Origin of the sequence: Elizabethkingia sp. YR214 (assembly GCF_003058195.1) — a bacterium.
Lineage (GTDB): Bacteria > Bacteroidota > Bacteroidia > Flavobacteriales > Weeksellaceae > Elizabethkingia.
The window spans coordinates 83,729-98,270 of record NZ_QBUH01000002.1 but is presented as its reverse complement, the minus strand read 5'-3'; the positions used below and the strand labels follow the sequence as shown (position 1 = coordinate 98,270).

Sequence of the window (14,542 nt, the reverse complement as noted above, 5' to 3'; positions counted from 1 at the left end):
CATTTAAATTTAAAACACACTTCCTATAGTAACAGCAAACAGCATATTATTACCGTTTTTAAAACCACTGTATATCATTTTTCCGCCTATAAAGGCATTTTGGATAACAGGTAAGCTGAAATGAAAATTAATATCCAGTTTTGCCTGCCAAAAATTAGCTGACTGAAAGCTATAATTATCCTTTAGCATCTGATAGATCGCAGGTTTTGTTGCATTACTAAAGAGTGCATTTTTTTTATAAACCTCTGTAACAGAAAACCCAAGATTGGCAGAAAGTGCCAGTTGACTACTAAAAGCCTTCCACCACTGATAATCGGCACCATAAACCGTTTTATTCAGCTTAACTGCTGATAACGGATTGTTGTATTTTTCCTTTTCCTGGATTATTCCAAAAAACGGAATTAGTGAAGATTTTGTATCTCCATATTCTGTTTGCAAAAGACCTTTAAACAGTAAATTACTAATTCTGTGATTGTATCTTTCCGCAGATCCAATCTGTATATAGTTTCTGGAATTATCATTTAGAAACAGATTCTCGGTTCCTTTCCTTTCTGTTGTATTTCCTTCAGCTATAATTCCCCAGAAGAGTTTTCCGGACGTAAAGAATTTCCCAAGAGAAAAACCAAACTGTTGCTCGTCTACTTTCGAAGCATTAAGATCTGTATATTCAGTAAGATACTTGTCCAATTTCAATTTTCTGATGCTCAGATTCAGATACCAGTTTCGGCTGTTGGCATCATATATCTGTATTCCTCCACCATAAAACCAACCTTCATAATAAGCTTGCCGAAGCTTCCCGGAAAGCAACTCATTGTAATTCCCCAGCCCGCTCATATTATAGATCATTGGAAACCCCTGATTATTCACAAAGCTCAGGTAATGCTTCTGTGTATACTTTTCTCCTTCCAGATAAGCTCCTATCCGAAATTTGTCCATTATAAGCTTATTACCACCTACTGTCAAAGCAATGTTCGCCGTAGTATTTTTAGGTCTGGGATCCACATCCCTGTAACTCATACTGGCTTTGTAGCTCCCGAAAATACCGATAGTATATGTACCAAGCTTTTTCGCATATCCCCCTGAAAAAGCATAGTTTTCAAACTTCATATCACCACCTACACTATCTGCTGCTACATAAGGATAGATTATATCATAATCTGCGTTTTCATTCCACAGCATCTTTTTATGTTTCCCATTATTATAGGAAGCAGTACCCCATACCAGTGTTTTGTGATCTAGTAGTTGTGTTGTATGGGTTTCTGCTCCCCAAATACTCTTTCCTTTACCTTTTTGCTGAAGTTCATAAGGTGTATTGGCATTCTCAGTGGACAGGCTGAAAGTGGTAATACTGTATTTCCGCGCTCCTATATAGTTCGCAGGGTTTACATTTACTGTGTTTTTCAGCAGCCTTTCCGGGCTATATTCCTCATACACTTTTTGGACAATGGTATCGTTACTCTGAGCACTGAGCTTTGTTCCCATCAGAAAAACAGACAATAAAAGCAGAGAAAGAGAATATTTCATTTTAATTGAATAATGATGGTTTTACACCGTGGTCAAAGTCCACAGTAGAATTGTTGGTGTCTTTATAAATGTTCTTACCATTTACAGACTTGCCGAGAACCTTTCTGCGAACAGACTTTCCAAAACGGTTCTGGTCTCCGTCAAATGCTGCTACAGAAGTCCACCCCATATCCAAAGCCGGAGATGTTACGATCCATTGGAAAGAATCTTTTACACTAAGGTTTACCACATCTGTTATCCATTCATTCGGGATTTTTATGCCGGTACCATCCATTGGATAAGTATCCCCGCCAACTGTAAGATTATAAGTATATTTATAAGTATTTTGATTAATCAGTGCATCATCTGTCATCCCTTTAGGCATACGTGCTAAAGCATAAGCATAATCCCCCTGGGTATGGATAACCATTTTATTCCCGTTATCCATATCATCATCAGTATACTTATAGTTTACATTAATCATTTTTGGCACTTGCGGATTATCAATATCATCTCCGCCTTTAAATATTTGGAAGTTCGCCTTAGTAAGGTCTATAGATAATGGATTGAACTCTTTATGGTTAATTGCATCTTCTGTGATAATAATAGATTCTCCTGGTTGCACAGGATAGGTATTACCTGTTCCAGGGATTTTAATGATTGCTCCGGCAGTTAAAAAGCTTCCCATAAAATTAGGTTTATAATCCTGCTTTTCATTTGTCATAAAACTGGATTGCATCAAAAGCATCCCATCAGCATACAATACCTGATCAGTATTATTGGTAATCTTAAAATATTGATCCCCAAAATAGAATTGTCCCTCCGGCGTTTTACTTCCGGTAAAGAATATTTCCTCTAAAATAAGATCATTACTCGTGGATTTCGGAGCGATATTAATGGATTTACTCAGTTCATTTCCGTTTACCACAAGGCCCGATTGCACTCCGCCTATCTTTGTTTCAGCTACTCCGGAATCATCCGTATAGGAAACAGTTCCTTCCACCGTTACATTATAAGTTCCCGCAGGAAGCACAATCTGCAAAATATTGGTATTCTTTAATTCTTTACTGGTAGAGAATCCTGTATTCAGTTCCTTGAAACTAACCGTAAGCTGTTTATATTCTTTAACTTTAATATTTTCAGGTACTTTTAATTCAAGTTTCAGAGTGGTTTGTTGCTCGGAGAAATCACGATCGGAGGAACAGGCTGTAAAACCTGCCACAGCACACAATAGTAATAGTGTTTTTAGTAAATGTTTTAGCATAATTTTATGTTTAATTATATTGGTTTATAAATTGAAATTGACTTCCATACCGAAGTACGGGTCGTTTGCTCCTTTTCTGTTGATACGGATTCCGTTTTTCCAATAGGGTGCATAATAACTGAAAAGCCTGCTGGCAAACATGGACACAACAATGCTTTTGTTTCTGAAACTTTTAGTAACCTTCAGATTAAGATTCATCTCCATAGGTCTTCTGGAAGCATTATACAAATCATTATTCTGAGCAATGATTAATCTCTCCAGAGAAGTTTCTTTCGCTGCCTGCGGATCAAAAGGAAATATATTTCCTTCCCCGTCTACATAATGACTTGGCACGCCATTCATCGGCAGTACTCTTCCGGTTGAATACCATGAAAACTGGAATGATGATGAAAAAATAAGATCCAAACGCGGAATATAAGTATCCAGCATCAGATTCGTATTCAGGACTTCATTTACAGATCGGGGCTCCATTCCTTCATACAAACCTATGTAAGGATATGGCCTGTCTCCTGTTGCATAATCACTTCTTCGGTATAGCGGAAGACTGTTTTCATATTTTGTGCGAAACCAGGCGCCACTTAACGTAAATCGGGTATTAATTACCGGAATTCTGTTGGATGAATACTGAAATTCCACTCCTTCTTTATCCATTCTGCTACCATTTCGCTGAGTTGTATAGATCAGATTCTCATTAACCGTCTGATAAGGTAATGTATTGATATCCGGAGGTGCTGTAATAGTGTTATGAGCCAGTACAGATGTGTCATACTTTTTATACTGGTAAATGGCATACTGATTCATAGAACGGAAACCATTATTCATTTTTTCCTTGAATACCGTAACCGACAGTTGGTGCAGTCCGAAAGTTAAATCGACTCTTGCTTCAAATTTCTCATTCACGGCGGGTACTATTTCCGGATTCTGAGGATTATAAATCATTGTTTTATAATTGACTCTTCTGTAGGCCGGATTGTTATGAAAATAGTTGAGCTGCTGGACATCCCTGTAATACAACTCCGGATACAAGAGGTTTAGATCCGGAAACAGACTTTGCTTACCATACCCTAATGTAAAATCTATTTTTGTCTTTTTGTTTAGTAATTCGAATGCAGGTAGCTCCCACTGGAAATTTGCTCTGGGATCTGCATATATTTTTCCGTGCATTTTAAAATGAGAAGGAAGATTCATCATAGCATTTCCTCTGATTCCCAATGCCAATGTTAGTTTATGCCTTCCAACATCTACCGAGTTTACAGATTCCAGAAACAATGCTGAAGTCACATATGCAGGTACGTCACGATATGCTCGCGGTCTGAAAGTAGATTTAGGGTCTATGGGTCTGAAAATATCATATTCCTGTCCTCTTCCCCAGTTCTTACTCAGCTGCCAGTCAAAACCTGCATTCAGTTCATTTTTATAGGCTTTATAGTTAAACTGAAAATTGTTGACCATTTTTACAAAAACATCCAATGGCTTACCATCTACAGTATAGTTAGCAATATATTTAGCTTCAGGATAATAGCCGTCATATTCTCCTTCAACCCTAGACAAAGGAAAAGCCATCGCATTCTCCAGTTGGACGAATTTGGTCTGCTTTATTTTATCAAATCTCTGATTTGCGGTTATCTGAATATCTGTTTCTCTGTAAAATGACGGCTGTTTTCTGGTATAAGTAAACTGATTAGAAAAACTCACCAAGTGGTTATTGACCTCGTAAGAGTTAAGATTGGACAAATCTGTATCCGGATCTGTCTTCGATCCGTCCAGAGAGCCAGTATAGCTTATATTGGTTTGCCATCTTGTTGTTGCTCTTTCCGATGTATGCTCTTTTGCAACAGCCAGATTAGCGGTGATTCTTTTATAACTTTCCAGCCGGTCTCTGGGATCGGCTTTAGCATCGAGATAATTGATTCCTGTATTAATTTTCAACCCATTATCCTTATCCTCAAAACCTTTGCTCAAAGCAAAAAGTTTACTGTAACCATCTGCTTTAAATCTGGATTTCCAACGTGTATAACCAGATTTATTGGTAATCTTCACTATTCCCGATGTCAGGTTACCGTATATAACCGAAGGGATTCCGCGCAGCACTTCAACTTTCTCAATCTGGTCTGTAGCAATGCTACGCATGTCTACACCACTCGTTAGGTTAAGTCTGCTCTTTAATCCATTTCTTGTTTTATCTAAAAAGTCATAGGTATATTGCAGATTGGCATTAGAGTTCAATGGTGCCCCGTTTACCAAAAATGTAGTCCCCATAGAAGACGTGTTATAATCATTACCTGCGGACCCGGCTTCTCTTAGCCGTATTCGGTTCATCTGGCTCAAGGCAGGATCACTAGAACGTCCACCTGGAAGCAGCTCCAGTAAATCTGTAAAACTAGAGGGTTGCAAATGTTGCATTGCACGTTGATCGATAATCGTAGATGAAGTTAAACCCTTTCCTTCTTTAGCTGTGATAACTACTTCTTCAATATTGCTGATTTTCTCAGTCATCCGAATACTAAATCGGACATCATTTGTAAATGAAATTACATGAGAATAATCCTGATAAGAGAGCTTTTTAACATGAATCTTATACTTTCCCGGAATAACATCTAGTACCACGAGACCTTTAGCATCAGTATAAGCTTCATACCGATTAGTATCAGACGATAGTACAAGCTTTGCACCATCAATAGCTACAGATTTGGCATCAGCTATTTCAAATCTGATATCAACAAATCTGTCCTGAGACTTTACTGTTACAATACCAACAACAAAAAAAAGGAAATTAAAAAAAAGAGTTCTTAAAGTAAATTGCCTATCATTCCCTACCATCTAGCATTATTCTTTCGGCAAAAGTAAAAAGTTGAATAAAGCTATGCTAATTTTATTTAGACTAATTTAAAATAATTGATAAATATCATTTAAGTCAATTTATAAAAACAATTTATAAAAGACTCTACAAAAAAACATTAAGAAACTAAGTATATAAGCATCAATCTATTAACTAAGACAGGATGCAGACTTAATTTCTTAATGTATTTATAATTATTTATTTAACAGCCGGTTTAGACTTTTTTTTATTACGCCTGCCCCACCAGATCAGAAAACCTGTAATGGGTAAAGAGGTAGCAACAATACCTGCAAGAAAAGTAGACAGCTTACCCAATTGTCCCCACCATTGCCCAAGATGCAGCTGCCAAACAATATTTTCGGTTTTCTCGTGTTGCAGATATTTAGGATCTATTTTTATTGCTTTACCGGTATAGCTGTCATATACATCAATAGAAGCATGTTCTATACTTTTCAGACCAACTTTTCCGGATGTAAGAATATATGCTCCCAGTTTCTTTCTGTCATAATTCCAGACACTTACTTCTTGTTGTCCGGTTTTGTTCAATACTCCATAGGCAAAAGGTACTATGTCTTTGGCTACTTTTGTCGAGTCCTGCTTAGGAAGAATATCCGTGAGATGTTCTGTTGTACCATTAGTCATCTTTACCGTTGCTTCCATTAGTGGTTCAAAGAAAATAACAAGTCCTGTAGTTCCTAAAATAAAGCAAATAATAAGCGAATAAAATCCGTACACATTATGCAAATCATAATTAAACCTTTTAAAACGGGCTTTCCATTTTATAGTGAAACTGGCCTGCCTTGTTGTCTTATTCCACTTTTTGGGCCACCATAAAATAAGACCGGTAATTGTACTGATAACAAAGACTATTGTTGAAACAGCAACAATCCAGCCTCCGGTTTTTCCTGCCAGAAACGAAGCATGAAAATGTGCCATAACAAAGAAAAACTGAAGTGTATCATCTTTTTTCAGAATTTCCCCTGTGTAAGGATCTGCATATACCATGGCCAGACTAGGTCCTTTTGGACTAAACGCACGTATTCTAACACTTCTTTCCGGATCTTTGAAAAACACAAATTCAGATATGTCGTATCCCGGATTACCAGTTCTAAAATTAGCTTTTAGTACATCCGAAGAAACCCTTTGTGGATTTTGTGGTACTGTAACATACTTTGCATCCCCGGCTGTCCAATCCATTATTTCATCACAGTAAACAATAATAGTTCCCGATAAACAGACTACAACCAGAATAATTCCGGAAACAATACTTGGCCACAAGTGCACCCATGCCACAATCCTGCCGAACAGTGATTTTCCTTTTTTCTTTTTAGGAACTTTATCTTGCTTATTCATCTTTTATCTTATTTCGAATCAGGGTAATACTGCTTCTGAAGAGCTTCAAACTCTTTTACAACGGCAGGAGTACCTCTCTCCCTAGCGATATCAATAATTTTTCTGAAAAATGTTTCTGTAGGCTTAAAGGAATATCCCATTTCGTCAGAAACCTTTTTATAGTGCTCTCTGATAAGTGCCGGATTCTTTAACGCATCTCTGAAATTCCATTTGTAAGACTTGAATATAAAACGCAGTCCGTCGTTATTTCCTGGTAATGGTACTGTTCCGTGATCATCTTTTTCATAGAATCCGTATTTCCATTGAAGGTTCTTTAGCTTTCCCTGCTCCAGCAGTTTTTTAAATTTCCCAATGGCTATTTCATGTTCATCATCCTTCACATTTCTTGCTTCAGCATTATTCGCCTGAGCCAAAAAGAACTTGATACCTTTAAAATCTCTTATGGAGCTTTCTGCCTTTCTTACCATTAATTCATTATCCCACCAAAGACTCGGGTCATTTGCAATATAAGCATTGAACAAAGGCTCTGTCAGTAGATTGTTAACAGCTGTAAGCCCACCAAAAGAATGACCCACAAATACTTTGTAACCATTAGTCCGGTAGTTCTTTTCAATAAGCGGAAATAATTCCCCTTTAATGAAGTCCATAAAAGCTGCATTTCCACCACTTTCTGTAAACATGGATTGTTTCTTGCCGCCCAGATTCATTTCCTTAGAAGATTTTGTTGGTGTAAGGTCACGGGTTCTGTTTGTATTGGCAACAGCTACAAGAATTCCCTGCGGTAAAATACCAAAAGGTTCCTTACTCAGATAATGATAAACGCTCGATAGATAATTGAAGTTATTTTCCGCATCCAGTACATAGATTACAGGATAAGTCGTTTTAAGGTCTTTTTGATAGCCTTCCGGCAACGATATCCATACGGAACGTGTTTCTTTGAGCACTTCCGATTCCATTGGAATTTTAACGCCTATATTAATGTTTTCTGTTTGGGCATAGCTAACTACAGATGTAAAAGAGAAAGCTAAAGCAATTAATAATTTGGATTTCATTTGTTTGGAATAGTTTATTGAAGTAAACTGAAAGGAGCATTTCTGCTCCCTCAGCATATTTAGAATTTATAGTTTAACGAAAGTAACAGCTGGCGAGGGTTTTGTACAGATGTCCATGAATCGCCCAGATAATATTGCTGATTGGTAAAATTATTCAGTTTTAAAGCTATTCTGTATTTTGATTTTTCGTAGAATACCGAAGCATCTAACTTCGCATATCCATTAGATACCACATCCGAAGAATCTACAATATAAAATTTAGACTGCGCATTTCCGCCCAAGCCAAGTCCAAAACCAGAATACATGCCAGATGGTACCGTATAGCTTAGCCAGAAGTTACCGGCATGCCTTGCCTGTCCTGCAGGTCTTCTTCCTTGTACAGAAGGAGGAGCTTTCTCATAAACACTGTCATTATATCCATAACCAAGGATCACGTTGAATCCGTGGAACGGAGACGCAATCAGGTCCATTTCTATTCCCTGGCTTCTCTGTGAACCATCCTGCACTGTGAACGTAGGATCGGTGGATGTCGGAGCGCTACGCAGCTTATCTTTTACCAAAATATTATAATAACTTATAGTTCCGGATAACTTACCCCCAAGAAGTTCATACTTTACGCCACCTTCCCATTGATTCGCCTTCTCTGGTTTAAAAGTTCTTCTTTCACCATACAGAGGCCCGGCTGGTGTAATATTTTTGAAGCCATTCATATAGTTTCCGAACAAGGAAACCTTATCTTTTACAATCTGATAGACTATCCCCAACTTTGGAGACCACGAATCTTGCTTATAATCTTCTGAGGCGCTGTTAAAATGATCATACCTGATGGAAGCCATAGCAAATAATCTATCAGAAAAACTAATAACATCGGATGCATAGACACTAAAGTTTTTATAATCCCTTTTATAACCTCTGTAAGCAGTTTCTCCCAATAATTGCTGATATGCCGCCTGTGAAATATAAGGTGAATTCTCGTCATTAAAAGCAACAGGTTTAAAGCCTGTATCACTATTATTATGCGACTTTTTATAGATCAGCCTATCTATATCCATCAATACTCCGCGCTTATCTGTGGTCTTAATTGTCGTATAATCTACACCAACCAATAATTTGTTTTTAACTTTATCGGATATATTAAATTCTCCAATAAAGTTTTGCTGTACCTCCGTAAGATTAAAAGTACTCGGGATATGGTAATAGTCTCTGCGGATATTTCCTTTGTCTGTAAGATTCAGAAACAAATAATTGGCATCATTCTCGGTTTTAGCAGAAGAAAAGTTGGTTTGAGAAGTCCAATTATCCGAAATCTTATAACTGGCTGTAGCATAGGTATTGAGTATTTTGGCTTTACTCTGTATTTCATCACTCGCATAGGAAATCTTCTTATTCAGATTGAAATCATTAATGCTTTTCTTTTCAAATTTACTGCCGTTTAGCAACCCCATATAGGTTGTATTACGACTCATATCAAAATATTCAAAATCTATATTAATATCTAATCGGTCATTTACCTTAAAAGAAAATGAAGGTGCTACGGCTATAGATTTAGACTTTCCGAAATCCTGAAAACTTCCGTCGTTATTATAAGCGGCATTAATACGTGCCAGGAAAGTTTTTTCTTTATTCAGCGGAGTATTAATATCCATTGTTACCCTGTTACCACTCCAGCTGCTGGCAGTATAACCTACTTCTCCTTTAAAATGGTTAAATGGTTTTTTTGTCACACGGTTTACAAAACCTCCGTATCCAACTAATAATGCGGATCCGAACAAAGTACCGGAAGGACCTTTAATCACTTCTATAGCTTCAAGATTCACAGGGTCCGAAAGTGAAACAAAATTAGTAGCCATACCATTCCTCAAAGCACCAGCCGATGCGTTGGAACTAACCCCCCTCATTGTTAGTCCAAGCCCGACACCACCACTACCAACACTTACAGAAACATTGTTTACTCCCGGCAAAAGATTCAAGGAGCTTTGCAGGTCTGTTGCTACCTGTTGCTGCATTAGCTCTTTTGGAAGCACTGTATATACCTGTGGATTTTCCAGATTTTTCAATGGCATTTTAGCCACGTAATCCGATTTTTTCTCAGCGTATTTTTTTACACCAATAATACTTACCTCATCGATAGTTTTGCTTTTTGCACTATCCTGTTGTTGTCCAAATGCAAATGCTCCTACCCCCAAAAGAAAAGCAGCGCAAATATACTTACAGTTCATTAATAATATAGTTTTAGAATTTCTTGCAAATATATTGTTTTTATTTATTCTAAATAATTTACATAGTATTTAACACTGCCAAATTCTGAAAATTGCAATATAAAAATAGTCTTTAAACACAAAAATAAAAGGATAAAAACAATTTTAAACTTAATTATAAATAAAATAACATTAAATACTGATTAACAATACTTTATGACATTTTAAGTAAAGTTGTTTATATTATTGCAAAAAAATTGAAAGCTCTAAAAATACGCATTTTAAACGCAAATATAAGTCATAATAAAATCAGAAAAAATATAAGAAATTCACTAAAATAATTTCTCTGAAAAATAACAAATTCTTACAAAGCCAACCTCTACTCTCTAATAAAACACACAAGATTTACAACAAAAAAAAAGCATATCAGGGCAAAAAACCTTAACATGCTTAGCTATTAATCGGGCGTAAAATTAGTCAGATTAACGGGTATATTTCTTCTTTAGAATTGCAATTTCATTAGGACCTATTCCCATCTCAACCTGAAAGAAATTCTCAATATTTCCGTACTTCTTATTAATACTATCAAAGAAATTTCTGATAAGTTCAGGACGTAATTCCATCTGCTGTTTTATTTCCGCATCGCTTAATCCGGACATCTTCGAAAGACCAGCATACATATTCTTCATTGTAGGATTCTTTGCCAGATAAAAATTAGAAGCAACATAATCATTCTCAATAACATCCTGCGGGACACCCAGTATTTTTAGAAACAATGCAGAAGCCATTCCTGTTCTGTCTCGCCCGCCTGTACAATGGTACAAAAGAGCCTCATCAGGCTGCAAAGTCAAGAGTTTCACAAATAGCGGTCTGTATCTTTCTCCAAAGTAAGGTAATCCTCCTTCTCCATACATATCGAACAAAAAGTTCTTGTTTTTCAGCATGTTTACAATATTTTGTGCATTAGGAAGATCATTACTACCTGCAGGACAAAGCAGATAACTTGTATGATCCGGAAGCCTGTCCGGTGCCTTTTTAGCCTCTTCAACTCCTCTAAAATCTACAACAGTACTTATCTTCTTGTTTTTAAAGGTCTTCAGGTCACTATCCGACAATTTATCAATTGCATCACTGCGGTAAATCTTCCCCAGAACTACTTCTTTTCCATCTACGGTTTTATAGCCTCCCGCATCCCGGAAGTTAAATGCCCCTTCCATTTTTACAACACGACGAAGACTGTCATTAATCTGTGCATACATACTCATACTACATACTGATAATGAAGTTATTAAAATTAGTTTTTTCATATATAAATTTTAAAATATTTGCCAACGGATTCCTAATTGCCCTCTGCTGCCATACCACTCATGCGAGGTAATTCTCTTTTTGTTATCTCCCATATACTGTCTAAGGCTTTCATTACTTAAATTATTCAGCTCAACAAACAATTTGACGCTTTTGCTAATATCATAACTAGCAGAAAAATCGATTGTAAAGTTCTTATCAGACCAGATATAATACTGAGGTCCAAGGTTCTGGTTAATTGTTTCAACTGATTTTCCTCTGTAATTTCCAGCTAAACGAACCATCAATTTTTTGTTTTCGTAATACAGAATAGCATTAAATAGGTTTTTAGACTGATTAGGAAGTGATATTTTATCAAAATACTGCACACCATTTTTGTCTGTTCTCGGAACTTCAACATTCGAATTGATAAAAGTATAGTTAAATTCAATCCCGAAACCATTCCAGAACCCTGGCAGGAAGTCAAAACGTTTATTAATTCCAGCTTCAAAGCCTAATAGATTTGAATCCTGTAAGTTCTTAGATTGGGTTACCCTGTAATCTGTACCTCCGATATTCATTATAGAGGTATCCGAGAAAACAATATCCGAGATCTTTTTATAGAATACACCACCGGAAAGAATACCTATATTTTTGAAATAATACTCTCCCATCAAGTCCAGATTATGGCTAAAAGTAGGTCTTAGGTCCGGATTTCCTCTTGTAATGGTAAAAGGATTTGTCGTATTGTCTATACTGGATCCAGGTGACATATCTCCAAAATTAGGACGGATAAAAGATCTGGTATAAGCAAATCTCAGATTGGCCTGAGAAGACAGATTATACCGTAAATGAAGCATTGGAAGAAATGCATTATAATTGCTTTCTACAACCGAAGGAGTGATGACAGTTGAATTTCCTTCTTTTGTAGATTTTGCTCCGTTTAATGTCAGCCTTGTGGTTTCATTTCTGAATCCACCGATAATTTTAAGCTTATCACCTGCTTTAAGTTCTGCTATTGCATAGGTTGCAAAAACAGATTCTTCACCGGTATATACACTTGTTGCATTACTTGCGGCATTCGAAAAGTCTCTGAAACCATTCTTCTGCAAAAACTCAGGTGAATACATCTGAAATAACTGATCTTTTGTGGGCGGATTCATCACATATGAGCTGTAATCACCATTCATTCCATTCAAAAAGCGAGCACCTTTAGCAGGATCCGTCGTCGATAACTGAGAAAGCGCTAACAAAGCCGGTGCATTTGGAATACCTACCGAAGCACCAGGCAGGTATACAGCACTGTAACCATAGGTACTATTTCTGTCTTTTTCTCTGTATTTAGCCCCGATTCTCAATGTAACATTAGGACTGATATCATATTTTAAATTCAGCCTTGCAATTTTATCCCGCTCACTGTTATCCAGCTTTGCGATAACCAGTTGAGAAAGCAAAAGCTTATCAGGGCTCATTTTTTCATTCTGATCTTTCACATCAAAACTATAATCCATATACTCTCCACCAATTCCCTGTGGGGAATCAAATCCCCAATAACGTTTACCATTTGTAAGATTGTTAAAGCCACTGGTTATTTTCTGTCTGAATGTTGCTATTGGAAGTCCTTTTGTTTCGTTTGTCGGAGGTGTATTCAGGAAATAGTCTGCTTTATAATTACTTAGCATCCAGTCCAAGTTTATTTTCGAAGACAGGCTATGCTCCCCACCAAGTTCCATTCCGTATAATTCAGTCTGATAATGGGAATATCTAAAGTTGTACTGATACCTGCTATTGGTATAGTCTACATAGGATTCATAAACCGGACGGATATCATCAAACTTATTGAACATTCCCCGGAAGTAGATTTTATTATTTGCATTCAATTTATACTCCAGTCCGCCATTCAGACCAATAGTTCTTCTTGTCCCCATATACCTCTTCATCATCACTGTACTGATAGATTTCCTTTCTATTTCATTAGCTGCACCGGTATTGTAAGAAGCATCGAAAGAATCTGCACCCCATTGCCTGTCCCAGATAGCACCGGATAAGATTACACCTAATTTATTCTTGAAAAACCGATCACCGTACACTATTGATCCATTATAGGTTCCGTTACGTGAAAATGTATTGTAACCACCCGCCCCGCTTACACTCAATGTTTTTTTAGCAGGAGCTGTCCTTGTAATAAAATTAATACTGCCTCCTATAGCATCTCCGTCCATATCTGGTGTAACCGCTTTAGAGACCTGCACATACTGTATCAGCTCCGAAGGGACAACATCCAGAACAAAAGATCTGTTTCCTAAAACATTGGCGCTCGGAAGGCGATTTCCGTTGAAAAGTGTTGATGTCCATGCAAAAGGAGTTCCCCTTACCGTAGCCTGATCTGCTTCACCATGATATCTGGCAACAGCTACTCCCTGAACTCTTTGCACTGCTTCTGCAGCATTTCTGTCCGGAAGTTTACCAATAGCATCTGCCGCGATAACCTCCATAATGGCATTCGAATTTTTCTTTATTTCATAAGCTTTTGCTTGCGTAAGGGCATTGGCCCTTGTCGATATAACAACCCCTTCAATATTGCTTATTTTATCTTTGTTTTTCTTATCCTCAGGTTCTATGCTAACATAGCCTATATCGTTTGTTCCTTCCTTCAAGACAATAGATAAGGTTTGGGTCTGATAACCAATATATTCTACTTTAAGTTTAACCTCACCGAGTCTTGGCGAAAGCAAATTAAAATCACCATCCAAAGATGAAACAGCCTTAACATTAGCATCTACAATGGATATATTAGCACCCGGAAGCGCTCCGTTTACTTTACTAACCACAGTTCCTTTAATCGTCTGTGCATGAATACTTCCAAAAGATGCAAGTAAGAAGAATACCGATACTTTAATTGCTCCTCTTTCCCATTTGTGAAAACCAGTAGAATCTTTCATATTTTTTTGAGGCAAAATTGGAGCTCTTGTCTCTTTATTTCGTCCTTCAGAAAAAATCATAATTCCAGAAGTGTCACTCGTTGGAAAAGCACTATTACAATACTGAA

Annotated in this window: 8 protein-coding genes; all 8 read right to left on the bottom strand. The window is 37.0% G+C overall.

Translation table 11 applies throughout. The features are described 5' to 3' along the window. Positions 1-9: 9 nt before the first annotated feature. Complete coding sequence (locus C8J95_RS03575; protein ID WP_107808780.1) at positions 10-1,524, bottom strand: DUF6850 family outer membrane beta-barrel protein; 1,515 nt, start codon at positions 1,522-1,524, stop codon at positions 10-12. 1 nt (position 1,525) lies between these two features. Further along, the gene (locus C8J95_RS03570; protein WP_107808779.1) at positions 1,526-2,767 is read right to left on the bottom strand and encodes a DUF4876 domain-containing protein; all 1,242 of its coding nucleotides are present in this window, start codon (positions 2,765-2,767) and stop codon (positions 1,526-1,528) included. A 24-nt stretch (positions 2,768-2,791) separates the two neighbouring features. Then, the gene (locus C8J95_RS03565) at positions 2,792-5,587 is read right to left on the bottom strand and encodes a TonB-dependent siderophore receptor (protein ID WP_107808778.1); all 2,796 of its coding nucleotides are present in this window, start codon (positions 5,585-5,587) and stop codon (positions 2,792-2,794) included. 217 nt (positions 5,588-5,804) lie between these two features. Further along, on the bottom strand, positions 5,805-6,959 hold the full coding sequence (locus tag C8J95_RS03560) for a PepSY domain-containing protein (protein ID WP_107808777.1): 1,155 nt from the start codon (positions 6,957-6,959) through the stop codon (positions 5,805-5,807). Between the two features lie 8 nt (positions 6,960-6,967). Then, on the bottom strand, positions 6,968-8,011 hold the full coding sequence (locus C8J95_RS03555; RefSeq protein WP_107809015.1) for an alpha/beta hydrolase: 1,044 nt from the start codon (positions 8,009-8,011) through the stop codon (positions 6,968-6,970). Between the two features lie 59 nt (positions 8,012-8,070). Continuing rightward, entirely contained in the window at positions 8,071-10,230 is a 2,160-nt protein-coding gene (locus C8J95_RS03550) for a TonB-dependent siderophore receptor (RefSeq protein WP_107808776.1), read from the bottom strand. 461 nt (positions 10,231-10,691) lie between these two features. Next, positions 10,692-11,516, bottom strand: coding sequence for a tyrosine-protein phosphatase (locus C8J95_RS03545; protein ID WP_107808775.1), 825 nt, complete (start codon positions 11,514-11,516; stop codon positions 10,692-10,694). A 9-nt stretch (positions 11,517-11,525) separates the two neighbouring features. Beyond that, positions 11,526-14,435: a TonB-dependent receptor gene (locus tag C8J95_RS03540; RefSeq protein ID WP_107809014.1), complete on the bottom strand. Its 2,910-nt coding sequence runs from the start codon at positions 14,433-14,435 to the stop codon at positions 11,526-11,528. Between the last annotated feature and the right edge of the window lie 107 nt (positions 14,436-14,542).

Bases quoted from the DNA above. Each gene is read 5' to 3' on its own strand.
- C8J95_RS03555 (WP_107809015.1), bottom strand. From the start codon at position 8,011: ATGAAATCCAAATTATTAATTGCTTTAGCTTTCTCTTTTACATCTGTA.
- C8J95_RS03545 (WP_107808775.1), bottom strand. From the start codon at position 11,516: ATGAAAAAACTAATTTTAATAACTTCATTATCAGTATGTAGTATGAGT.
- C8J95_RS03575 (WP_107808780.1), bottom strand. From the start codon at position 1,524: ATGAAATATTCTCTTTCTCTGCTTTTATTGTCTGTTTTTCTGATGGGA.
- C8J95_RS03550 (WP_107808776.1), bottom strand. From the start codon at position 10,230: ATGAACTGTAAGTATATTTGCGCTGCTTTTCTTTTGGGGGTAGGAGCA.
- C8J95_RS03540 (WP_107809014.1), bottom strand. From the start codon at position 14,435: ATGAAAGATTCTACTGGTTTTCACAAATGGGAAAGAGGAGCAATTAAA.
- C8J95_RS03565 (WP_107808778.1), bottom strand. From the start codon at position 5,587: ATGGTAGGGAATGATAGGCAATTTACTTTAAGAACTCTTTTTTTTAAT.
- C8J95_RS03560 (WP_107808777.1), bottom strand. From the start codon at position 6,959: ATGAATAAGCAAGATAAAGTTCCTAAAAAGAAAAAAGGAAAATCACTG.
- C8J95_RS03570 (WP_107808779.1), bottom strand. From the start codon at position 2,767: ATGCTAAAACATTTACTAAAAACACTATTACTATTGTGTGCTGTGGCA.